Origin of the sequence: Flavobacterium marginilacus (genome assembly GCF_026870155.1) — a bacterium.
Lineage (GTDB): Bacteria > Bacteroidota > Bacteroidia > Flavobacteriales > Flavobacteriaceae > Flavobacterium > Flavobacterium marginilacus.
In genome coordinates this window covers 3,226,826-3,252,068 of the sequence record NZ_CP113975.1, presented here as the reverse complement: position 1 = coordinate 3,252,068, position 25,243 = coordinate 3,226,826, and the positions used below count along the sequence as shown (strand labels likewise).

The 25,243-nt window shown below is 35.9% G+C and carries 13 protein-coding genes; all 13 read left to right on the top strand.

Annotated elements, in window-relative coordinates; all coding sequences use genetic code 11:
• Positions 1-199 precede the first annotated feature (199 nt).
• The 13 genes from OZP07_RS13585 to OZP07_RS13525 all read left to right on the top strand — a co-directional run bounded on the left by OZP07_RS13585 (position 200) and on the right by OZP07_RS13525 (position 25,157).
• Positions 200-1,633 (top strand): MFS transporter, encoded by a 1,434-nt coding sequence (locus OZP07_RS13585; protein WP_281635516.1) that lies wholly within the window; start codon positions 200-202, stop codon positions 1,631-1,633.
• Between the two features lie 23 nt (positions 1,634-1,656).
• On the top strand, positions 1,657-2,682 hold the full coding sequence (locus OZP07_RS13580; RefSeq protein WP_281635515.1) for a glycoside hydrolase family 43 protein: 1,026 nt from the start codon (positions 1,657-1,659) through the stop codon (positions 2,680-2,682).
• Positions 2,683-2,920: 238 nt separating this feature from the next.
• Positions 2,921-3,931, top strand: a complete 1,011-nt coding sequence (locus OZP07_RS13575; protein ID WP_281635514.1) for a GntR family transcriptional regulator — start codon at positions 2,921-2,923, stop codon at positions 3,929-3,931.
• Between the two features lie 9 nt (positions 3,932-3,940).
• Complete coding sequence (locus OZP07_RS13570; protein WP_281635513.1) at positions 3,941-5,422, top strand: xylulokinase; 1,482 nt, start codon at positions 3,941-3,943, stop codon at positions 5,420-5,422.
• A 7-nt stretch (positions 5,423-5,429) separates the two neighbouring features.
• Positions 5,430-6,755, top strand: coding sequence for a xylose isomerase (gene xylA / locus OZP07_RS13565; RefSeq protein WP_194640184.1), 1,326 nt, complete (start codon positions 5,430-5,432; stop codon positions 6,753-6,755).
• A gap of 353 nt (positions 6,756-7,108) precedes the next feature.
• Complete coding sequence (fsa, locus tag OZP07_RS13560) at positions 7,109-7,765, top strand: fructose-6-phosphate aldolase (RefSeq protein WP_194640185.1); 657 nt, start codon at positions 7,109-7,111, stop codon at positions 7,763-7,765.
• A 518-nt stretch (positions 7,766-8,283) separates the two neighbouring features.
• On the top strand, positions 8,284-11,379 hold the full coding sequence (locus OZP07_RS13555; protein WP_281635512.1) for a SusC/RagA family TonB-linked outer membrane protein: 3,096 nt from the start codon (positions 8,284-8,286) through the stop codon (positions 11,377-11,379).
• Between the two features lie 11 nt (positions 11,380-11,390).
• Complete coding sequence (locus OZP07_RS13550) at positions 11,391-13,337, top strand: RagB/SusD family nutrient uptake outer membrane protein (RefSeq protein WP_281635511.1); 1,947 nt, start codon at positions 11,391-11,393, stop codon at positions 13,335-13,337.
• A 332-nt stretch (positions 13,338-13,669) separates the two neighbouring features.
• Positions 13,670-16,195: a glycosyl hydrolase 115 family protein gene (locus OZP07_RS13545; RefSeq protein ID WP_281635510.1), complete on the top strand. Its 2,526-nt coding sequence runs from the start codon at positions 13,670-13,672 to the stop codon at positions 16,193-16,195.
• A gap of 478 nt (positions 16,196-16,673) precedes the next feature.
• Positions 16,674-19,844 (top strand): SusC/RagA family TonB-linked outer membrane protein, encoded by a 3,171-nt coding sequence (locus tag OZP07_RS13540; protein WP_281635509.1) that lies wholly within the window; start codon positions 16,674-16,676, stop codon positions 19,842-19,844.
• A gap of 12 nt (positions 19,845-19,856) precedes the next feature.
• Positions 19,857-21,494: a RagB/SusD family nutrient uptake outer membrane protein gene (locus OZP07_RS13535; RefSeq protein ID WP_281635508.1), complete on the top strand. Its 1,638-nt coding sequence runs from the start codon at positions 19,857-19,859 to the stop codon at positions 21,492-21,494.
• 17 nt (positions 21,495-21,511) lie between these two features.
• On the top strand, positions 21,512-22,888 hold the full coding sequence (locus OZP07_RS13530; protein WP_281635507.1) for a glycan-binding surface protein: 1,377 nt from the start codon (positions 21,512-21,514) through the stop codon (positions 22,886-22,888).
• A 70-nt stretch (positions 22,889-22,958) separates the two neighbouring features.
• The gene (locus OZP07_RS13525; protein ID WP_194640192.1) at positions 22,959-25,157 is read left to right on the top strand and encodes an endo-1,4-beta-xylanase; all 2,199 of its coding nucleotides are present in this window, start codon (positions 22,959-22,961) and stop codon (positions 25,155-25,157) included.
• The last annotated feature ends 86 nt before the right edge of the window (positions 25,158-25,243 follow it).

Below are 25,243 nucleotides of genomic sequence, written 5' to 3'. Positions count from 1 at the left end.
GTTAGAAGCTGGGAGTTAAATCTCTTGGCTTTTTTTAGCTTTATGTACTAAAAAAAGGTTAAACAAGATAAAAAACCGTATAAATTTTTCGCCGGCATTAATTTTTTAATACTTTTACACAACCGATTGTTTTTTTAAATTAAAGAGTAAAAAATAATCCATTGCTTGCCATTAACCCCACAAATACCCCTCACAAATAATGAGTACTATTTCTCAAAAATTATCCGTAAAGGAAAAAATCGGATACAGCCTAGGCGACTTAGCAGCCAATTTAGTTTTTCAGACCCTGATGACGTATCTGGCTTATTTCTATACCGATATCTACGGATTATCTCCCACACATTCATCAATAATTATGCTGACAGTGGGCTTGATTGCCGCTTTTGGTTTTAATCCTATTATAGGTGTTCTGGCAGACAGAACCAGTACCAGATGGGGCAAGTTCCGTCCCTGGATCCTGATCACGGCATTACCGCTGGGCTGTGTTGCTCTGGCGGCTTTTACCACCCCCGATTTTTCATACAGCGGCAAAGTAGTTTATGCCGTTGCCACTTATACATTATTACTGCTTTTTTACGCAGGGAACAACCTGCCGTATTCAGCCCTGAGCGGGGTGATTACAGGAGATATGTCCGACAGGAACAGCCTGTCTTCGTACCGTTTTGTTGCAGTGATGTTTGCACAGTTTTTTGTTCAGGTTTTCATGCTTGGGATCATCAAGAGTGCCGGAGGAGGGGACAAGGCAGTAGGAATTGAAAAAGTGATGACAGTACTGGCCGTCATCGGCACCATTATGCTTTTTATCACCTTTCTGACCACCAAGGAACGTATCATTCCAAAACCGGAGCAGAAGTCAAGTGTGAAGGAAGATCTAGCCGATCTGGTAAAAAACAGACCGTGGGTAATCATGCTGACACTGACAACATTAGTGTTTATCACTCTGGCTCTAAAAGGCGGTTCGTATGTTTATTATTTTGAAAATTATGTAGATAAACAGCAGCTGGCACTTTTTATCCAGCCGATATTGGATACGCTGACCAGTGCCGGATTAAACTATTTTGGTAATGACCCTGTTGCAGCAGGATTCGGACTGTTTAATGCGGGCGGGATTATTTTTATGATAATAGGAATCACTTTATCAAAAGGCTTGGCTGATAAATACGGAAAGAGAAATATCTTCGGAATATTTCTGTTTATTTCGACAGTCTTCGTTCTGGCTTTTTATTTCTTTTCAGCCGACAGTATTTCCCTTATTTTCCTTTCGCAGATTCTGCACGGGTTTTTCTACGGAATCACCATTCCGATTCTCTGGGCAATGATCGCCGATGTAGCCGATTACTCAGAATGGCTCAATAACCGCCGTGCTACAGCCATTATATTTTCAGCAATGATGGTCGGACTGAAAGCCGGACTAAGCATAGGAGGATCTTTAACGACTTTATTTTTAGGATATTTTCAGTATATACCTAATTCACCGGCACAGTCTGAGGTAACGATAAACGGCATTAAATTATTAGTGAGTGTTTTTCCGGCAGTTCCGTTTTTGATAGGATGCGGTCTGCTGTTTTTCTATAAGATAGATAAAAAAATGGAGACTCAGATAGAGAGCGACCTAAAAGAAAGAAGAAATTAATTATAAAAAACGAAAAAAAGAGTATGCCAGAAGATAGTATTGAACAAATTAATTTTGAGCAGATTAACAAAACAGCCATTTCACAGCCTTTGGTGTCACATATGTATACCGCTGATCCTTCGGCGCATGTATTTAACGGAAAAATTTATATTTATCCATCGCATGATATTGATGCGGGAATTCCGTTTAATGACAACGGGGATCATTTTGGGATGGAGGATTACCATGTTTTTTCGATGGAAAGCATAACGTCCGACACGGTAGATAACGGAGTTGCCCTGCATGTGGATGATGTTGCCTGGGCCGAAAAACAGATGTGGGCTCCAGATGCAGCGCACAAAAACGGAAAGTATTATCTGTATTTCCCGGCCAAGCGCGCCAATGGTATTTTTCAGATTGGAGTTGCTGTGAGTGATTCACCCGCAGGGCCTTTTACAGCCGAAAAAGAACCCATTAAAGGAAGCTACAGCATTGACCCGGCAGTTTTTGAAGATCAAGACGGTGCACATTATATCTATTTTGGAGGTATCTGGGGCGGTCAGCTTCAGAAATACCGAAACAATCAATATGCAGAAAACAACGAAGAACCGACAGAAAAAGAACAGGCATTAGGGCCTATAGTGGCAAGACTCAGAGACGATATGCTTGAGTTTGCAGAGGAGCCGAGAGAAATCGTGATTCTGGACGAGAACCGAGAGCTTCTGCTGGCCGGTGACAATGACCGCCGTTTCTTTGAAGCTTCATGGGTTCATAAATACAATGGGAAATATTATTTTTCCTATTCCACAGGCGATACGCATTTTATCTGTTATGCGATAGGAGACAGCCCATACGGACCGTTTGTGTATCAGGGACGCATCCTGAATCCGGTTGTGGGCTGGACCACGCACCATTCAATATGCAGGGTTGAGAATGACTGGTATCTGTTTTACCATGATTCGAGTCTTTCCAAGGGTGTTACTCATTTGCGGAGCATGAAAGTGGCTAAAATCGAGTATAATGATGACGGGTCAATTGTGACTATTGATCCCTATGGCAGAGAGATTTAAAACAGGAAGAGATTCTTTTTTTAATGTAAAAAATAGAGCAGTTAGTGCATAATTTTTCGGCGAAAAATAAATATTCATATACTAGTCTGCTGAGGCTGTAGATGAGAATTTGTCTTTCGTCGGAAAAACATAAAAGTTTTCAAATAATAAATGTTGAGAAGACAAAAAAATAGGAGCAAATATTTTTTTTATTAGATAAAAGTGACTAGTTTAGCAGACCAGAACAGAACGGAACGGAATGACAAACGAAGAAGAAGATAAATTTGTATTTGTAATAAATCATGACAGTGATATTCCAAAATACCAGCAGCTGGTAAATGGGATTACAAATGCAATAGCTGAGAATATATTACAGAAAGGAGAACTGCTTCCTTCGGTTAACAGCATATGTAAAAATAATCAGCTGTCAAGAGATACTGTTTTTAAAGCGTATTCAATATTAAAAGAGCAAAAAGTTATTGAATCGGTTCCTAATAAGGGCTATTATGTTTCGGGTGAAACGAGAAAAGTGCTTTTGGTGCTGGATACTTTCAAAGCTTATAAAGAAGTTTTATATCATTCTTTTGTAAATAATCTGGCTGATAATGTAATTACTGATGTTCAGTTTCATCATTATAATATAGATGTTTTTAAAACGATAATTAATAATAGTGTTGGAAAATATTATAAATACGTGGTCATGAATTTTGATCATGAAGAAATAATCCCAACACTGTCGTCAATTTCTAATGATAAGCTGCTCTTGATTGATTGGAATGTACATTCAAAAAAAGAGAACAATTATATTTTTCAGGATTTTGGAAAAGCATTTTATGATTCTTTGACACAGGCGGCTGATTTATTCAGGAAATATAAAAACATACAATTTGTATATCCTGAATATACTAATCATCCAAAAGAAACAATTCAATATTTTGAGAAATTTTGTGCTGATTATGATTTTGATTATAAAATTATCACGGACTCAAAAGAGTTTATCATAGAAAAAAACATTGCTTATATAAGTGTGAGTGACAGAATTTTAGGTCATTTTTTAGAGCAATGCAAGGAGAAGGATTTTGAGCCTGGTACAGATGTTGGTTTTTTGTCATACAATGAAACACCAATGAAGAAATTTATATACAAAGGAATTTCAGTAGTATCGACTGATTTTGCCGCATTAGGAACAAAAGCAGCAGTATTTATCACGCATGACGAAATAGTTCAGTGTTACGTGCCGACAAATTTAATATTAAGAGAATCATTATAAGTTATAGTTATGTATTATATAGGATATGACATTGGAAGTTCTTCGGTTAAGGCAGCCTTAGTTGAAGCAGCAACAGGAAAAAAAATAATTGTTTTGAATGAGCCTCAAAACGAAATGGAAATTGTTTCGCTTCAGTCTGATTGGGCAGAACAAGATCCTGAAGTTTGGTGGGAACACATTTGCACAGCAACTAAAAGAGCTATTCGTGAGGCTAATATTGATGCTTCAAAAATTCAGGGTGTTGGTATTTCGTATCAGATGCATGGTTTGGTCGTTGTTGGTGAAGATGGCAGCTCTTTACGCAACTCCATTATTTGGTGTGATAGTAGAGCAGTTGAAATTGGAAACAAGGCTTTTGCAGAATTAGGCGAAGATAAATGTATGACACATTTGTTGAATTCTCCGGGAAATTTTACTGCTTCAAAATTAAAATGGGTAAAAGAGAATGAACCTGAGATTTACAAAAAAGTATATAAATACATGCTTCCGGGAGATTATATCTCTTATAAACTGACAGGCGATATTACTACAACCAAAAATGGTCTGTCAGAAGGAATGCTTTGGGACTATAAAGAAAATAAAGTAGCAGATTGGTTATTGGAGTATTACGGAATTGAAACTTCTATGACACCTGCTATTGTTGAGAATTTTAGCAATCAAGGGGTTACAAATGAAAAAGGTTCTCAGGAATCAGGGCTTCCCGTTGGAATTCCGATTGTGTATAGAGCAGGAGATCAGCCTAATAATGCTTTGTCATTAAATGTATTAAATCCTGGTGAAGTAGCTGCTACGGGAGGAACTTCAGGAGTTTTTTATGCCGTAACCGATGCTACAATTGGAAATAGTACACGTGTGAATAATTTTGTGCATGTTAATTTTGAAGAAAAAAATCCTCGAATCGGAAAGTTATTAAATATCAACGGAGCTGGAATTCAGTACCGATGGCTGCGTAATAATATGGGAGACGAAACCTATGAATCTATGAACCACAAAGCTGCCAAAATTGCAATTGGTTCAGAAGGGTTGGTAGTAATTCCTTTTGGAAATGGTGCTGAGCGTATGTTTAACAACAAAAACATTGGAACGCATTTCCTAAATCTTAATTTAAACATTCACAGTAATTCTCATTTATTTAGAGCGGCTTTAGAAGGAATTGCCTTTTCATTTGTTTACGGAATGGAATGTCTGAAAGATGACAATGCTGCCATTGGAGTAATTCGTGCAGGGAATGATAATTTATTTCGTTCGGAAATATTTTCGAATACTGTTGCGTCTTTAATTGGTCACGAAATTGAAATTTATAATACAACAGGAGCAGTGGGAGCAGCAAGAGCAGTCGGATTAACCGATGGTGATTTTGAAAAATTTGGTTCAAATATTTCAAAAAATGATCACGTTATGACATTTTTGCCTTTGCAGAATAGCGAACCATATCAAGCAGCTTATCAAAAATGGAAAAAAGAATTAGAATTAATATTAACAAATAAATAGTAGAGAAATGATAGTTTTAGGAAACAAAGAGTACTATAAAGGTATCGGACAGATTAAATTTGAAGGAAAAGAATCTGACAATCCTTTAGCATTTAAATATTACAATCCAGACCAAGTTGTTGCTGGAAAAACAATGCGTGAGCATTTTAAATTTGCCATTGCATATTGGCATACTTTCTGCGGACAAGGGAGCGATCCTTTTGGACCAGGTACACAGCATTTTGCCTGGGATCAGCCTGCTGATGCAATTGAAGCAGCAAAAGAAAAAGCGGATGCAGCATTCGAATTCATTACTAAAATGGGTTTTGGTCATTACTGTTTTCACGATTATGACTTAGTTAGAGAAGGTGCAACTTTTGCAGAATCAGAAAGCAGATTAGCTACGATAACTGATTATTTGAAAGAAAAACAAGCCGCTTCTGGAGTAAAATTGCTTTGGGGAACTGCAAACTGTTTTTCTAACCCGCGTTATATGAACGGAGCGGCAACCAATCCTGATTTTAATGTTGTTGCTAGAGCAGGAGGGCAGGTAAAACTGGCTTTGGATGCTACTATTGCATTAGGAGGAGAAAACTATGTATTCTGGGGAGGACGTGAAGGATATATGACTTTGCTTAACACTGATATGGGAAGAGAATTGGATCACATGGGACAATTTTTGGTACAAGCCAGAGATTATGCAAGAGCACAGGGATTCAAAGGAAATTTCTTTATTGAGCCAAAACCTATGGAGCCTTCAAAACATCAGTATGATTTTGACTGTGCTACTGCTATTGGATTTTTACGTCAATACGGTTTAGATAAAGATTTCAAAATGAACATTGAGGTAAACCACGCTACATTGGCACAGCACACTTTTCAGCATGAAATTGAAGTGGCCGCCAAAGCTGGAATGTTAGGAAGTTTAGATGCGAACAGAGGTGATTACCAAAACGGATGGGATACGGACCAATTCCCAAATAACATTCAGGAGACTACCGAAGCTATGCTTGTGTTCTTGAAAGCTGGCGGTTTACAAGGAGGAGGAATCAATTTTGATGCTAAAATCAGAAGAAATTCTACAGATATGGAAGATGTTTTCTTAGCGCACATTGGCGGAGCAGATACTTTTGCAAGAGCATTATTGACTGCTGATAAAATCATCACTTCTTCTCCTTACGAAAAATTAAGAACAGAAAGATATAGTTCTTTTGATTCTGGAAACGGAAAAGCTTTCGAAGAAGGAAAATTAGATTTACAGGCTTTGTATAAAATTGCCCAGGAAAATGGAGAATTAAATTTACAGAGCGGTAAACAAGAATTGTTCGAAAATATAATTAATCAGTATATTTAATAGTAAAAATTGAATACTGCAGAAATGTGTGTTCCGATTGCTGCCAGCTTGATTGTCATTTAAGATTTTTGAAAAAAGATTTAAAGGTTTAGTTACTTTTTTATGAATTTTATTTGAGATGTAAAGTCAGCTTTAGTAATGTTTTTAGGTTATTTGTTATCAAATGTTTTAAAGACTAACGCAATTGGAGTGCACATTTTTTTTGCTTTATAACGAAGCAGTTTATTTCTAAAGAAATTTATTTAACTGTTTTTGAGATAATTGAATTTTATTAGAAATCATTAATTTAAAAAATAGATAAGTCAGGAAATCAGAGGGAATCTGATTATTGTTTAAAGTTAAAAAACTAGAATATGAAATTTTTTATAGATACAGCCAATTTAGGAGATATTAAAGAAGCTCAGTCATTGGGAGTTTTAGATGGGGTTACAACCAATCCGTCATTGATGGCAAAAGAAGGAATTACTGGAAAAGCAAATATTTTGCAGCATTACCTTGATATTTGCAATATTGTTGACGGAGATGTTTCAGCCGAAGTTATTTCTACAGATTATGAAGGAATGGTAAGAGAAGGTGAGGAACTTGCTGCTTTACATCCGCAGATCGTAGTGAAACTGCCTATGATTGCTGATGGTGTAAAAGCTTGTAAATATTTTTCGTCAAAAGGTATCAGAACGAATGTTACTCTGGTATTCTCAGCAGGTCAGGCACTTTTGGCGGCTAAAGCCGGAGCAACTTATGTTTCTCCTTTCTTAGGCAGATTGGATGATATTTCTACAGACGGAATACATTTGATTTCTGAAATCAGAGAAATATATGATAACTATGATTATCAAACACAAATTCTTTCTGCTTCAATCAGGCATACTATGCATATTGTCGATTGTGCAAAAGTTGGATCTGATGTAATGACCGGTCCGCTTTCTGCAATTAAAGGATTGTTGAAGCATCCTTTGACAGATATTGGTTTAGCACAGTTTGTTGAAGATGCTAAAAAGATGAATTTGTAAAATATTCTAATTTCTTCTTTATAATTTATGGAACTCTCTTCAAAATAATATTTGGAGAGAGTTTTTTTATGCAACCGCTTGTTTTACTCTTCGCTTTTGAATATCTCTCTTTTTTTTAAAATAGCACCTATATTATACTGAATATTTATGTAATCTTTTTTTTAATTAGACTTAGTTATTTGAAAGAATATAATTCTAAAGTTTTATAAATTTTGTTTTTTTTTAGAAAAATATTTTTTTTTTAACTTTTTATATTTTTTTTAATTTTTCAGTCTAAATGACTTTTTATTTACAGTAAAGATACTTAAATAATAATTTTATTTAGTGAAAATTTAAAAGTTAGTTATTAAAAATATGCATATTGTTTTTTTATTGCACTTTTTTTTCATTTTATTAAAAAATAATCAACACAACCGATTGTGTTGTGTTGATTATTTTATATATTTGAATCAATTACATCAAAAACAATTTGATGTAAATATGACTAACCCTAATTTTAATTAATTAAATCAATTTTTATGACTAACTATTTTGTTACAAGCAAATCAAAGCATTGTAAATGCCTTGGTTTTTTGATTTTAATGTTTGTTCTTTCGCTCAGTGCGGGTGCGCAAACGGCGGTTACAGGAATAATATCAGACAAAAATGGTCCTGTTCCTGGAGCGAATGTAAACCTGAAAGGAACAAGCAGCGGAACCAGCTCTGATTTTGACGGTAAATATTCGATTAAAGATGTTCCTTCAAATGGAGTACTTGTTTTTAGTTTTTTAGGATATAAAACAAAAGAAGTAATAGTAAGCGGACGTACTACTATAAATGTTACTCTTGAAGAAGAATCCAATATGCTGAAAGAAATTGTAGTAATTGGATACGGTGCCGTTCGTAAGGAGGCAGTTACGGGATCTGTTTCTACAATTGCAGGAAAAGAATTGGGGGAGTTTGCATCAGGAAATGTAACTCAGGCACTGCAGGCAAGACTTCCTGGTGTTGAATTAACTCAAACCTCTACCAAACCAGGTGCTTCAATGCAGATCCGTATTCGCGGTACTAGATCGTTAACAGCTAGTAATGATCCTTTGATTGTACTTGACGGCGTTCCATTTGCAGGGTCAATTGGTGATATCAACCCAGTTGATATAAAATCTCTTGATATTTTGAAGGATGCTTCAGCGACTGCTATTTATGGTTCTCGCGGTGCTAATGGAGTTGTGCTGATTACAACAAATAAAGGACGAAAAGGTCAAAAAGCTAAATTTACTTATAATGGATTTGGCGGTATAAAGAATGTGTTTGGTGAATACGATATGATGAATGGCAATAAGTTTGCTGCACTTCGTGATGTTACTAAATTATACTCAGATGGTAGAGATGAAGTAAGAGGAACTAACACTGACTGGCAGGGTCTATTGTATGATTCTGGGCAAATAATAAGTCATGATGTTAGCGTTGCAGGAGGAAGTGAAGGCGGTTCTTATACAGGCGGTTTAGGATATTATAAAGAAGAATCTGTTTTGCCTGGACAGTCTTATGAGCGTTTTAGTCTTAGAGCATCATTAGATCAGGAAATTGGAACTGCATTTCGCATAGGATTTACAACTAATAATAACTATGCAGTTACTAATGGTGACAATATTGGACCTGGAACTGCTTTAGGTTTGTCTCCTTTAGTTAATCCGTATGATGCTAATGGCAAATTGAAAAGAACAGTAAATATAGGATTAATAGATGATAAATGGGTTTATACAAGAGAATCTATTAATGCTTTAGGTGATAAATATATTAATCTAAACAGAGCATTTAGTTCTTATAATAATGTTTTTGCAGAACTAAAAATTCCAGGCGTAGACGGATTGAAATACAGATTGAATTCTGGATTAAATTTCCGTGCAACCAATAATGGATATTATGAAGGGCAGGGTGTTTTTGATGTAAATGCAGCTACTTTATCTAATGCTTCAATTAGTAATTTCATGTCAACACAATGGCTGCTTGAGAATTTAATTACTTATGATAAGACTTTTGCCCAAAAACATACTATTAATTTTGTTGGACTATATTCTAATGAAAGTTATACAGGAAATAATTCGAGAATTGCAAGAAACGGAATTACTTCTGATGCATTTCAATTTTATAATATGGGGCAAAGTGAGGAACCGATCACTATAACACCTTCTGAACAGGATTATACAAAATGGGGATTACGTTCTTACATGGCAAGGTTAATGTATTCTTATGATAATCGTTATTTTATTTCTGGGACATTGCGTTCTGATGGTTCTTCAAGATTAGCAGAAGGTCACAAATGGGTTACTTATCCAGCGGTTTCTGCAGGCTGGACTATTTCAAATGAATCTTTTATGAAAAATATTTCTTGGCTTAGTTCGTTAAAATTGCGTGCAGGTTATGGTGAAACTTCAAATCAGTCAGTTGATCCATACGCTACTTTAGGAACTTTGAGTACAAGACCTTATAATTTTGGAACTACCAATTCTACAGGAGTTTATGTTACTGAATTGCCTAACCCTGCTTTAGGTTGGGAGTATTCTAAGACTATGAATTATGGTTTAGATTTTGGATTTTTCAACAGCCGTTTAACAGGTACAGTAGAATATTATAATACACAAACGGAAAATTTATTACAAAGAGTAGCACTGCCAACAACATCTGGTGTTAGCGGTTATACAGCAAATGTTGGTGCTACAGAGAATAAAGGGTATGAGATTTCATTAAATGGGGTAATATTGGATAACCCAAATGGTTTAACATGGACAGTTGGTTTAAACTTGTATGCCAATAAAAATCAAATTACTTCTCTTGCTTCTGGAAAAGACAGAGATGAAGGCAACTTATGGTTTGTAGGGCATAATATAGCTTCTATTTATGATTATGAAAAAATTGGTCTTTGGCAGGAGGGCGACGCTTTTATGGATAAATATGAAGCAGGACCAACAGGTGTTAATCAAGCAGGAACTGTTGTAGGGTCTATTAAAGTAAAATATACGGGAGGTTTCAATCCTGATGGTTCTCCTACACGCAGAATTGATGCTACAGATAGACAAATCATTGATACCGATCCTGATTTTCAAGGTGGTTTCAATACTAACTTAACATATAAAGGTTTTGATTTTAGCGCTGTTGGAGCATTTAAAAGCGGCGGAATTTTAGTAAGTACACTTTATGGAAGTGCGAGTTATCTGAACTTGCTTAATGGACGAAGCAGTAATGTGGATGTAGATTATTGGACACCAACAAATACAGGTGCAGATTTCCCTAATCCAAACGGTGTTAGAAGTGGTGATAATCCAAAATATATGTCAACAATGGGATATTTTGATGCGTCTTATTTAAAAATCAGGTCGATAACTCTTGGTTATACGTTACAGCAGGATTTCATGAAAACAGTTGGTATTGATAAATTAAGAGTATATGCATCTGTTCAGAATCCATTTGTTTTCTTTTCTCCTTACCATGATATGTCTGGTATGGATCCCGAAACAAATTCTGTTGGTGACCAAAACCAGGCGGTAAACTCTTACCCTAGCAGAATTTTAGTTATTGGTACCAATACACCATCAACTCGTAACTTTTTAATGGGGCTTAACTTAACATTTTAATAAAAAATAATATGAAACGATATATATTTAAAAATATAATTGTAGGATCAGTAGCTTTGTTTAGCTTAGCGGGTTGTTCTGACCTATTGGAGGAAAAACCGCATGATTTTTATGAGCCTGGCTACTTTAAAACAGAGCAGGGTGTAGTTCAGGGGTTAACATCTCATTATGCCCGTTTGCGATGGCTGTACGGAAATGCATATTTTTATAATTCATTAGAAACCGGAACAGATGAGTCTACCTATGCACAAAGTGCAGATGGTAACTTTAAAGACCATGATTTATCAGGTGTTGGATCAATTACTCCAAGTTCTAGCCGTTCGGATGTGTTGTGGAATAATTCATTTTCGGATATTAATACAGCTAATGGAATTATTGAAAATGGAGCAGCGGTTGGTGTTGCCCCAAGTTTGGTTGCTGAATCTAAATTTTTCAGAGGATTTGATTATTTCTTGTTAGTTCAGACTTTTGGAGGAGTGCCTTTGGATTTGGGAGCAGGGGAATTAAAATTCAATAGTAAACCTACAAGATTTTCAGTACGTAACAATGTGGCTGAAGTTTATACTAAAGGGATTTTTCCTGATTTAAAAGCTGCGGTAGCTGAGCTTCCTGATGCACCTAGACTGACTGGTACTGCAACCAAAACATTGGCTCGTTTATATTTGGCAAAAGCTTATTTGACGTATGCTTGGTGGCTGCAAAACCCAAATAATATTCCAACCTATCCAGATACTCCAAGAACAGACCCTGACGGTCATAATGCACAATGGTATTTCCAGGAAGCATATAATGTTGCTTTAGACGGTATTAATAATGCAGGAAGTAATTTTGCTCTGCAGGCAAGTTTCTACGATGTTAATTTGGGTTCTAACGACCGTAATAAAGAAATGCTGCTTTATGCTGATCATACAGAGGCTAATGAGTATTATAACGGATCCAGCCTTACTTATGCTAATGGCGGCGGTGCAGATAATTTTGCCGGATGGATGGCAACTTGGAATTATACAGCCATCAAAAGTAAAAATGCAGCTGGCGCTTTAGTATCTCCTGTTCAGCGTGAAGCAGCTCAGGCTTTGGGACGTCCTTGGACCCGTATGGCGCCTCCTATTGATGTTTTTACAAACACATTTGCTGATAAAACAAATGATTCACGTTATGATGGTACTTTTACAACAGTATATCGCGGGAACTGGAATTTAAAAGGAACTGGTTTAACAGATGTTACAACATTGTATAATGCAAATTCATTGCCTATAACATCAAAAGATGCTGTATTATCATTCTTAGATGCTGAGCCTGCTACTCCTATAGCATATCCTTCTGGAGGCGGTGACAGTGGTATTGGTGCCGGAGTTTTACCAGGAAGAGCTGATTATGTAATCTCACCATTAGGGATTAGCAGAATTGTGTATCCAGGATTCTGGAAATTAGGGCCATACCGTACAGACAATGCAGGTACTTTAGGACAGCCTAATGCTGCAAGTACAAGACCATTTCCAATTGCTAAATTTTCGGAACTTTATTTTGTAGCTGCTGAAGCTGCTGTTAAAGGTGCTACAGGATCCATGACAGCTAGAAACCTAATTAATGTTATCCGTGCACGTGCTGGTAAATGGCGCTGGGATAATAATGGTAATGTAGCAAAAGCTGCAGATAATAGTGCAGCACTTACTGCAGCAACTCCAGCTGTTATTGATATTAACTATGTTTTAGCTGAGCGTTCACGTGAATACTTTGGCGAAGGATACCGCTGGTATGATTTAGTCCGTACTCAAAAATGGAATGAGTTAGCAGGAACCTACCGAATTGGAGGAGCTAGTTATGGTAATCATACTCCAGCAACAGTAACAAGAACTATCCAGCCATATCATTATTTAAGACCAATTCCAACTGGCCAGCTTGATGGAATGGAAATGACAGATGCTGAAAAGAAAGCATATCAGAATCCTGGTTATTAAGTTTTATACCTAATGAAGAACAACTTTAAATGATGCATTTTGGTTAATAATTATAAGCGTAGTTTTTACAGGATACCTTCATAATTAGTTAGTTATTAAGTTTGTTTTAGTTAGGCAGCCGGGAGTGGTGATTCACTCTCGGCTTTTTAAATTAAAATTCAAAATATAGTTTACTGTCTGTCAGTTGTAATTACTAAAAAAAAAAGTAATATTAGCTGTTTTACAGAAATAGGAAAACGGATAAGTATTAGTCATAAAAATTAAGAGTTTTAATCATTAAGTCTAATTGTATCCGAAGGGTTAATTTTATATATAATTTTAAAAGAAATATAATGAAAGCTTTGTCGAAATTTATTGTAACACTTGCTGCAGTCTGTATTTTTAGTCCATTAAAAGCAGCAGAACCTTTTATCACGGCCGAAAAAAGTGCCGATGCTGTTGTTCTTAAAGAAAAATCATTACGGCTTTCATTGTTTGTAAATAATGGAACAGATAAAGGCATTCTGCGTGCAGTGAACAATCTTCAGTCTGATTTTGAAAAAGTAACAGGGGATAAGCCTGCAATTCTCAATCAGATAGTAAGCACTTCATCTCCGCTGATAATAATTGGAACAATCGGTACCAATTCTGCAATTGATGATTTAATAAAACTTAAGAAAATTGATGGTAAAGAACTGAAAGGTAAGAATGAAAAATTTATCATTCAAAGTATTAAAAATCCTTTCAAGGGAGTAGAGGAGGCTGTTATAATCGCTGGAAGCGACAAACGGGGAACCATTTATGGAATTTATGAATTATCTCGTCAGATAGGCGTTTCTCCTTGGTATTACTGGGCTGATGTACCGGTAGAGCATAAAGAAAACCTGTATTTCAAAAAAGGAATGTATACTGATGGCGAACCTGCTGTGAAATACAGAGGTATTTTCCTGAATGATGAGGCCCCAGCTTTAAGCGGCTGGAGTAAAGCATCGTTTGGAGGATTTAATAGTCAGTTTTACGAAAAAGTTTTTGAACTGCTTCTTCGTCTCAAGGCCAATTATATGTGGCCGGCTATGTGGGGAAATGCTTTTTATGATGATGATGTTAAAAATGGTCCGCTGGCGAATGAAATGGGAATTGTAATGGGGACATCACATCATGAACCAATGGCTTTGGCACAGCAGGACTGGAAACGATATATTCAAAAAAATAAGCTGCAGAATGTTTGGGATTATTCCAAAAATAAGCCGGTTTTAGATGAATTTTGGAAGACTGGAATCGAACGCAGTATGAATTGGGAAAAATTAGTCACTGTTGGAATGCGCGGAGATGGAGATGAAGCAATGACAGAAGGAACCAATATTAGTCTGCTGGAGAATATTGTAAAAAATCAGCGTCAGATAATAGAAAAGATTACGAAACAAAAAGCTGAAAAAACACCGCAGGTTTGGGCCTTGTACAAAGAGGTGCAGGAATATTTTGATCAGGGAATGAAAGTTCCTGATGATGTGATTCTGCTTTTCTGTGATGATAATTGGGGAAATGTACGCAAGCTTCCAGATCCAGTAAAACCGATGCACAAAGGAGGTTACGGAATATATTATCATTTTGACTATGTTGGCGCTCCAAGAAATTCAAAATGGATTAATATCAGTCCTATACAAAGAGTTTGGGAGCAGATGAGTCTTAGTTACGAACACGGCGTTGATAAAGTCTGGATTGTAAATGTAGGAGATCTTAAACCAATGGAATTTCCTATTAGTTTCTTTCTGGACATGGCTTGGAATCCAAAGCAGTTCAATTCTAAGAATCTTTTTGAATTTACAGAGAATTGGGCAGCACAGCAGTTTGGAAAAAAACAGGCCAAAGAAATTGCAGATCTGTTAAATACTTACCCAAGGTATAACCGACGTATTACTCCTGAAATGCTGAACAGTAAAACTTTTAGCCTTGATAATTATAATGAATTTGAAACTGTTGTCAATGATTATAAAAATTTGGCATTAGATGCTTATCGTCTTTATGATGAAATTCCTGTACAATATAAAGACGCTTATTTTCAGCTGGTGCTTTATCCGATAGACGCCTGCAGTAATCTTTATGAAATGTATTTTGCACAGGCAAAAAACAGAAAACTTGCGGATGGAAAAAATATTTTGGCCAATGATTATGCTGATAAAGTAAAAACTTATTTTGCCCGTGATTCTATTCTTCAGGATAAATATAACAATAAAATTGCTGGAGGCAAGTGGACTCATATGATGGATCAAATGAGAATTGGCTACAAAAGCTGGCACGATTCGCCTAAAAATATATTGCCAGACGTTACTTATATTTCTGAAAAAGATGCGCATACCAGTAAAACTTTCAAAGAAAGGAACGGTTATGTTTCTATAGAAGCGGAACATTTTTCCAAAGCAAATAATTCAGATAAAATTCATTGGGAAGTGATTCCGGATTTTGGAAAGACAAAATCAGGTATTACCACTTTTCCGCAAAATGTCTATCCGAACGAAACTGAAAATGTTTTTGTAGAATATGAAATCGACTTTGCCTCCAGCGGCGAGTTTAGTGTTGAGCTGCTTTTGGCACCTACTTTAAATTTTAACAGTAATAAGGGATTGCGCTATGAGATCTCTTTTGATGGAGAAAAACCACAGCTTGTAAACTTCAATGGTCATTACCGCGGTGAATTAGGAAAATGGCAGGCAGAACAGATTATACGGTCTTCAGTAAAACTTTCTATTCAGAAACAAGGAAAACATACACTGCGTTTTCGTGTTTTAGAACCCGGTATTGTTCTGCAAAAGATTCTGATAGATACCGGAGGATTACTGCCATCTTTTCTAGGCCCTCCTGAAAGTGAAATTATTGATTGAAAATTCTTTAAAAAATAAGTTTATTTTATTGACAAATAACAGCTCCCTTCAATTTTTTTGGAGGGAGCTGTTTTGTTTTAGAAACAACCGATTGCTTTTTTGCTGTTAACTCCTAAATAGCACTATTACCGCTGAATAAAAATAATACTTAAATAATAAGTAAAAATTGTTTTTTATGTATTATTTAAGTATTTATTTAAAAAGATTTGTTTTCTACAGCGTTTTCGTGTTACAATAGATACTTATTGATAAAAACGCAAAGTTTTACGAATATAAATAGTTTTAATGTTTTATTTACGTTCTATTTTTTTGTTATTTATAAAAAAAATAAACACAACCGATTGCGTATTATTGTTTTTTATGTATATATTTGTTTCAAGAACGTCTAATTATAGGTTTGATTTTTTAACTAATAATAATACAGTAAACAAAAAACAACAACTAAACCAATTCTATTAACTTATTAAAACAATTATTTATGACTAACTTTTTACTTACCAAAAGCAAATCAAAATACTTTAAAAACTTGGGATACCTGTTCCTGATGTTAGTATTTTCTGTTGCGGTAAATGCTCAAACAACTGTTACAGGAACAGTTTCTGACAGCAGCGGACCAATTCCTGGAGTAAATATTATTGTAAAGGGAACTAAGAATAGTGCAGTTACCGATTTTGACGGCGGCTATTCTTTAAAAGGAGTTCCAGCTAACGGAGTTTTGGTTTTCAGCTTTGTAGGCTTCAAAACCAAAGAAATTGCAGTGAGTGACAGAACTAAAATTGATGTTGTCCTGCAGGAAAATGCAAACGACCTGAAAGAAGTCGTAGTAGTAGGGTATGGAACTATGAAAAGAGGTGACTTAACAGGTTCTGTTTCTTCAGTTTCAAGTAAATCTATTGCACAAACGGTTACTACATCGATTGAACAGGTGCTGCAGGGACGCGCTGCCGGGGTTCAGGTATCACAAAACAGCGGGGCACCTGGTGCAGCTTCTTCAATCCGCATTCGCGGTATAAGTTCTATTAATGCATCAAACGAGCCAATTTATGTTATTGACGGGGTTATTATTGATGGACAAAGCAGTAATACAAATTTTAATCCTATATCATCTATAAATCCTTCGGATATCGTTTCTATTGATATTTTGAAAGATGCTTCTGCTACCGCTATATATGGTTCTAGAGCTTCGGGCGGTGTTATTATGGTGACTACTAAAAGAGGAAAAAAAGGTGAATTGGCACTATCATTAGACAGTTATATAGGATGGCAGGAAATTCCAAAACATTTAGATGTCCTTAACCTTAAAGAATACGGAGAGCATAAAAATACACGTTCTGATTTAGGTATTGTAGAGAGAGATCCTTACTTTATTCGTACCGATTTATTGGGCGAAGGTACAGACTGGCAAGATGAATTATTTACAAAGGCTTTGGTTCAAAGTTATAACTTATCAGCTTCTGGCGGTTCAGAAAAAAGTACTTATTACATGGGAATAGGGTATCTGAATCAGGATGGTATAGCAGTTGGATCTGGATTTGACCGTTTTAACTTGAGCAGTAATCTGGATTCACAAGTAAAGGATTATTTTAAAGTAGGTTTGAATTTTGCATTAAATAATTCAAAACAAACAACTACCGTTTCTGATCAGTCTTTGATTCTTACAGCACTTAAACAGACTCCAAATGTGGCTGTCCGTAATGCAGATGGCTCTTTTGATGGTCCGGATACCGATCAATTTGTACAAAACAATCCAATTGGTTTGGCTAACATTAATGATAATCACAATGAAAATGTTGGAATTAGAGCAAGTACTTTTGGAGAAATTACTTTTACAAAAGGATTGACTTTTAAAACACAATATTCTTTGAATTACGGTTTTACAAATGATTATACTTTTAATCCTTCCTATACTTTTGGACAGATTAAAAATGAAACACGTACGGGTTCACGTACCAAAGGTTTTAGTAAATTTTGGAGCTGGAATAATGTTTTAAACTACAACCGTACATTTGGAAAGCACACGATAAATGCAATGTTAGGGCAGGAAGCGCAAGAGTCGTATTGGGAAAATTTATATGGATCTATTTCTGGTTATTTGACAAATACGTCAACGGATCTGTCTATGGGAGATCCTAAAACTGCTATAGTATCAAATAATAGTAATGGCAGTTCTTTAAATTCTTATTTTGGCAGAGCTTTTTATTCGTTTGATGATAAATATTTATTAACTGCAACTATGCGCCGTGACGGTTCATCCAAGTTTGCAGAAGGCAATCGCTGGGGCTGGTTCCCTTCAGCCGCTTTTGCCTGGAAGGTTTCTAATGAAAATTTCTTAAAAGATAATAAGACTATCAGTAATTTGAAATTAAGACTAGGATGGGGAGCAGTTGGTAATCAAAATGTACCGAACTACGCCTATACTTCTACTTATAGATCAAGTGCTACAGCTAACTGGGGAACAGGATTACTGGCCTCAAATACAGCTAATAAAGATTTGAAATGGGAAACAACTTATTCAAGTAATATTGGTATAGATTTAGGTTTGTTTGATAACAGAATTGAGCTTGTCGCAGATGTTTATTACAAAAAGACAGATGACTTATTAAACCAATTGGCATTGCCGGCTTATGTTGGAACATCAGGTCAAGGATCAACTTCTCCGCCTTGGTACAATATTGGATCTCTTGAAAATAAAGGAATTGAAATCGCTTTGAATACAATTAATTTTCAGAGAGATGAATTCAAATGGACTTCTAATTTTGTTTTTTCAATGAACAAAAATAAAGTATTGTCATTAAACAGTGATTCTGGACATTATGATGAGAAAATTCAGCAGGGATCGGATGTTACTGTAGTAACCCGTACAGCAGTAGGTAATCCTATCAGCCAGTTTTATGGTTACAAAGTAATTGGCCGTTTTGAAAAAGCAACTGATTTTTATTATAAAGACGCAGCAGGAAACGTAGTGCCGACTGCTTTGCCAAAAGACATGAAAATTAGTGAAAATGGTGCATGGATTGGTGACTATATCTTTGAAGACAGTAATAAAGACGGAGTTATTGATGATAAAGATCTTCAGTACATTGGTAATCCATTACCGCAATTCACTTTTGGTATTGGTAACACTTTTACATACAAAGGGTTTGATATAAATATATTTCTAGATGGATCTTATGGAAATGATGTGGTAAATTACCAAAGACGTTTTCTAGAAAATCCTCGTGAGAACACGAATTTATTCTCAAAAGCTTTGGGTTATGCACAGTTAGAATTAATTGACCCAACTGGACCAAATGATTACCGTAATGTGCAAATCGTAGGAGGTGATCCTTACATGCCTCGTATTGCTGCTTCATCAGCTTCATCAGCTTCGAACTTCCGTTTTAGTAATCGTTTTGTAGAAGACGGGTCTTTTGTACGAATCAAAAATATTTCGATAGGATATAATCTGCCAAGCTCTTTTGTTTCAAAAATTGGAGTTGCAGGAATCAAATTATATACAAATATGCAGAATATAATCACATTTACTAAATATTCTGGTTATGATCCAGAAGTAGGATCGTTAAATCAAAATGCTCTGATAACGGGTGTAGACAATGGCCGTTATCCTACGCCGCGTTTTACAACCTTTGGTGTAAATGTTAAATTTTAAACGTAAAATAATATGAAAAAGATACATATAAAACGCATTTTTCTTTTTGCAGCATTGTCTTTTTTGGTAACAGGCTGTAGTGAAGACTTTCTTGATAAAGCTCCTAATGATTTAATTACCAAAGAGAATTTTTATAAAACAGAAGATGATTTTAAAGCTGCTACAGCTCCTTTATATAACAGAGTGTGGTTTGATTTTAATGATAAATTTTATTACGGATTAGGAGACGGCCGTTCATACAATTTATACGCACCTTATTCGGATTATATTTATCCATTTGCCGATTTGACCGAAACAGGATTAACAGGACCTTTAGTATCTGCTTGGGGATCTTTATACAATGTAGTACAGCAGTCTAATAACGTTATTATCGGAATTGAAGCCAGCAATGTTGATGCAGCTGTTAAAAATAAATATATCGCTGAAGCTCGTTTTATGAGAGGTACTGCCTATTGGTATTTGGCTTCATTGTGGGGAAATGTAATTATTTCTACAGATCCGGGAGTTTTGGTAAAAAATCCTGTGGTTAACACGAATCCAACAAAAGATGTTTATGAATTTGCTATTCGTGATTTAGAATTTGCTGCCAAGTTTTTACCGGAAACTGCACCACAAACTGGACGTTTAACGAGATATAGTGCTTTCGGAATGCTGTCTCGTCTGTATTTATCCGTTGCAGGTTTAAGTGATAATCCTAATTCTGGTACAAGAAGCCAATCTTATCTTGATTTAGCTAAAAAGGCAGCAGAAAAAGCAATTACAGACGGACCTTATCGTATGTTAGTTAATTATGCTGATTTATTTGAAGTAGACAATAACAACAACCTTGAATCTATGTTTGCTTTGCAGTGGGTACCATTTGGAGGTTATGGTGTTAATAATACGCAGCAGGCTTATTTTGCTTTAAGTTCAGATATTACTGGCGATGATGCTGCCTGGGGATATTGGACAAGAGCATCAAATAATGTTTTATATGAATATGAACCAAAAGATAAAAGACGTCAAGCTACTTGGATGGCCGATGATGATCATTATTCCACTATTAATGCCGCCAATGGGGGGTATACTGTAGATCATGCAAATACTTTTGTAAATGTCAAAAAAGGAGTTGTAGGTTCCACCAAAGATAACAGCAAAATCACAAGACAAAATTCATCTTTGAATACTTATATGTTGCGTTTGGGAGAAGTGCTTCTTAATTATGCAGAAGCAACTTTAGGAAATAATGCCAATACTACAGATGCTAATGCTTTGACTTTTGTAAATCTTTTGAGAAAAAGAGCAGGATTGGATCCAAAAACATCTTTAACATATGAAGATATTAGACATGAACGCAGAGTAGAGCTGTGCATGGAAGGGCAGTATTGGTATGATTTAGTAAGAAGGTCTTACTATAAACAGCAGGAAGTTATTAATTATGTTACTGGTCAATCAAGAGGAATTATTGTGCCGATTACTTATGCCGCAGCAACAAATACTGTTTCGGTAGATGCCACAAGAGATAATTCTACAAGACCGGTTGGGGCTATAGATGCTTCAATATTTTTGATGCCTTACCCAGAATCAGAAGTAATTCAGAATCCATTATTAAGCCAAGCACCAGTTCCTTATGATTTCAAGGAAGCTAAAATAACTGATTTATTTAATTAAAACTGAAAACACAAAATATGAAAAATTATATTTTAAATAAAAAGTATTGGGCGTCTATTACAATCATAGTCATGATGTTTGTATCCATGTTATTCAATGCTTGTGATAACAATGACAGCAGTGACGGTGGACCAATAACGATAAGTAAAGTTTTTTTGGAGGATGTTAATTCATCTGTACCGGACAGAGAAGTTTCTTTTGCCCGTTTAGGACAGTTAATCCGTGTGGAAGGAACAGGTTTTACAGGTTTAAAGAAAGTGTATATCAATGGTTTTGAAACCTATTTTAATGTCGTATTTGTTTCTGATACTTCAATGTTAATCAGCATTTCTAAAAATACGCCGACTATTGATGCAGATCCTGCGGTTCGTAACACGATTCGTTTTGTAAATGACTCGAACGAAGCTGTTTTTGCTTTTAATATCCGTTCAGCAGCACCTAAAATTATTTCTATTTCTAATACAATGCCAAAAGCTGGTGAAGTGATTACAGTTTCGGGTACTGGTTTAACAGAAGTTAAAAAAGTAGTTTTCCCTGGTAATATAGAAGTAACAAACGGAATTACATCTGATGTTAAAGGAGAATTTTTTACGGTAACCATGCCGGCAGGAGTTTCAGCAGAAGGAGGTTCTTTATTAGTAGAAAGTGCTAATGGAGGTGTGTATTCACCGGCTTATTTTAATTTCAAAAAAGGAGTGATTCTTGATTTTGACGGATTAGGTTCTCATGGCTACTGGGGTTCTGGAACAAGTATGATTCAGCCTGCTGATTTGTTATCGACAGCAGCTGGTACAGGAAATGTTTCTCAAGGAAAATATGTACCGCATCGTCCAGCACGTATCGCTTCATTTGCGGCAGCTACAAACCGATGTTCCGAAACTTGGACAGCAGGGAATGGTGTTGATAATTGGAGAGCACAATTGACACCATACATTCCAGCTTCAACTCCATTGGATCAGGTTGCTTTACAATTTGATATTTATGTTCCAACAGCCTGGACCAATACAGGTTTTTTAAAAATATGTCTGATAAATAACTTTAACGGGGGAGAATGGACAGGTGCCACTTACAATTATGTACCTTGGATAACAAGTGAAGGGAAAGTGGTTCCATTTCAAACAACAGGATGGCAGACAGTAACTATTCCATTGAATAAGCTGTACAGTTTTTCAAAAGCAGCTTTTACATTTGATGATGTTCTTAAAGCCAGAGAAGCAGCAACGTATCAAAATTTCGGTTTCTTTTTTGAAAATTCTGATGTAAAATTAACTAACGTTACGGGACAGGCTAGTGAAGCTGTATTTGCATCATCAGCTACTTCTGTAAGCGTGTCTACAGATAATTGGAGGATTGTATCATTGAAAACACCAACTTACAGCGATTTTCCTAATTAAATAACAACTTTGATATTGTTTAGAATTTAAATAACAATAGCACATTAGTTTCACCTTAAAAAATAATTAAATGAAATATAATAAAATACTGCCAGCAATTGCTTTGTCTTGTATCTTGTTTGCATCTTGTGATGATAATTTGATGGAATGGGGAAAAGATCCTTCTCACGGAGATATAGCTTCTTCGGAACTTCCTTTGGAATTAGCCGAAAAAATCAGCAGATATGAACCGCTTAAAACGTATACTGATTTCAAACTTGGAGCAGGTATAGGTTTGGACGAGTATATGAATGATGCCGCATATCGTACTCTTGTAAATGAAAATTTTGACGAGGTAACAGTAGGATACGCAATGAAACATGCTCCAATGGTAAGTTCAACAGGCGCAATTAATTTCACCAAAGTTGATGCTTTTATTGCCAAAACAAAAGAGGCAGGATTATCTGTTTTTGGGCATACTTTGGTTTGGCACTCAAATCAAAATGCGAGTTATTTGAACAGTTTAATTGCTCCAACTATTATTCCGGGTTCAAGCGGCCCAAATACACTTAATATCGCTGGTTTAAAAGATGGTACTTTTAGCAGCTGGGCAAAAAACAACCCGGGTGCAGGTATAACAGCAGTAGATGGAGCTGGATTATCCAGTACTTCCAAAGCTATTAAGTTAGTTTCGAGTGCAACATCTTCACAGGCTTATAATTTGCAATTAACTTCACCTAGTATACCTGCGGTGAGCGGACATAGATATGAAATTTCATTTTTCATCAAATCCGATCAAGCGGGTAAAGGGCGTATTTCTTTTGACAGTAATGTAACTAATCAATATCCGTATCAGGATTGGTATGCTGCAGGAGCCACTTATACAGAAGCTTTTGTAACAACATCATTATGGAAGCAGGTTAAATTCGTTATTAAAGACATTAAAGCAGCATCTACAGCATTTAAGTTTAATTTTGATTTAGGTTATTTGCCGAATGTTACTTATTATATCGATGCAAGTACTGTTGCGGTAGTTGATTTAGATGCAGCTCCAACAGTTACAAATTTGGTTGCTAATGGTAATTTCAATACTGATATATCAGGCTGGTCAAAATGGAATGGAGATGCAAACGCATTAAATCTGGGCACTGCAGCTGAGGCTTATGAAGGAAATGGAGTAATGAAGGTAATTAATTCGACCAGTAATCCTGGAAGCCAGTATAAAACTCAAATTCATTCTAATTTCACAAGTAAATTAAAGGCAGGGACAGCATATACTGTTTCTTATTATATTAAATCAGATGCAGCAGGTTCTGTACGCTGTTCTACCACAGGAAATGCGATGTATCAAGGAGATCAGAATACTTCAACAGCTTGGAAATATGTGGAATGGAAGATTACAGGAACAGGTGCAGAGGATGGTTTCAACTTCGATTTGGGAGCCGTGGCAGGAACTTATTACATTGATAAAGTAGTAGTAACTGATGGAGTTGCTAGTGGCGGTGGAGCTGGAACGCCTTCTGTCACTATTGAAAAAACTGATGCTGAAAAAGCTACCCTTATTGGTAACGCTATGACAGATTGGATTTCAAAAATGGTGAGCCATTATAAGAATGATGTTAAAGCTTGGGATGTTGTAAACGAGCCAATGAAAGAAGGCGGAAGCCTGCGCGACGGAGTTGTAACAGACTTAGCTTCTGATGAGTTTTATTGGGTAAAATATTTAGGTAAAGATTATGCAGTTACAGCATTCAAATTAGCACGCCAATATGGAAATGCAACGGATAAACTGTTTATCAATGATTATAATTTAGAGGCTAACTTACCAAAATGTGACGGATTGATTGACTACGTAAAATACATCGAAAGCCAAGGCGCAGCTGTTGATGGTATTGGTACGCAAATGCACATTTCATTGACTACTGATAAAGCTAAAATTGTTGAAATGTTCAAAAAAATGGCTGCTAGCGGCAAATTGATAAAAATTTCTGAATTGGATGTGAGATTAGGAACAGCTTCACCAACTTTAGAACAATTAGCAAGTCAGTCTGCAATGTATCAGTATGTTATAGATTCTTACAGACAGTATATTCCTAAAGCACAGCAATACGGAATTACTATTTGGGGTATTTCAGATAGAAAAGAGGAGCACGTAAACTGGCTGCCAAATGAATCTCCAAACCTATGGGATGCCAGCTACAAACGCAAGCATGCATACAAAGGAGTTGCTGATGGTTTAGCAGGAAAAGATGTAAGTGCTGGATTCTCTGGCGATTTAGTAAAAAAATAGTTTTTTTGTTAGTTAACAATCCATAGTGCAAATCTGTCAAAGGGTTTACGCTATGGATTGTTTTTTTTTCTATTTTTCGGTTCTGT

What these genes read in the sequence shown, in the direction of transcription:
- OZP07_RS13585 (WP_281635516.1), top strand. Translation starts at nt 200, where the DNA reads ATGAGTACTATTTCTCAAAAATTATCCGTAAAGGAAAAAATCGGATAC.
- OZP07_RS13580 (WP_281635515.1), top strand. Translation starts at nt 1,657, where the DNA reads ATGCCAGAAGATAGTATTGAACAAATTAATTTTGAGCAGATTAACAAA.
- OZP07_RS13575 (WP_281635514.1), top strand. Translation starts at nt 2,921, where the DNA reads ATGACAAACGAAGAAGAAGATAAATTTGTATTTGTAATAAATCATGAC.
- OZP07_RS13570 (WP_281635513.1), top strand. Translation starts at nt 3,941, where the DNA reads ATGTATTATATAGGATATGACATTGGAAGTTCTTCGGTTAAGGCAGCC.
- xylA (WP_194640184.1), top strand. Translation starts at nt 5,430, where the DNA reads ATGATAGTTTTAGGAAACAAAGAGTACTATAAAGGTATCGGACAGATT.
- fsa (WP_194640185.1), top strand. Translation starts at nt 7,109, where the DNA reads ATGAAATTTTTTATAGATACAGCCAATTTAGGAGATATTAAAGAAGCT.
- OZP07_RS13555 (WP_281635512.1), top strand. Translation starts at nt 8,284, where the DNA reads ATGACTAACTATTTTGTTACAAGCAAATCAAAGCATTGTAAATGCCTT.
- OZP07_RS13550 (WP_281635511.1), top strand. Translation starts at nt 11,391, where the DNA reads ATGAAACGATATATATTTAAAAATATAATTGTAGGATCAGTAGCTTTG.
- OZP07_RS13545 (WP_281635510.1), top strand. Translation starts at nt 13,670, where the DNA reads ATGAAAGCTTTGTCGAAATTTATTGTAACACTTGCTGCAGTCTGTATT.
- OZP07_RS13540 (WP_281635509.1), top strand. Translation starts at nt 16,674, where the DNA reads ATGACTAACTTTTTACTTACCAAAAGCAAATCAAAATACTTTAAAAAC.
- OZP07_RS13535 (WP_281635508.1), top strand. Translation starts at nt 19,857, where the DNA reads ATGAAAAAGATACATATAAAACGCATTTTTCTTTTTGCAGCATTGTCT.
- OZP07_RS13530 (WP_281635507.1), top strand. Translation starts at nt 21,512, where the DNA reads ATGAAAAATTATATTTTAAATAAAAAGTATTGGGCGTCTATTACAATC.
- OZP07_RS13525 (WP_194640192.1), top strand. Translation starts at nt 22,959, where the DNA reads ATGAAATATAATAAAATACTGCCAGCAATTGCTTTGTCTTGTATCTTG.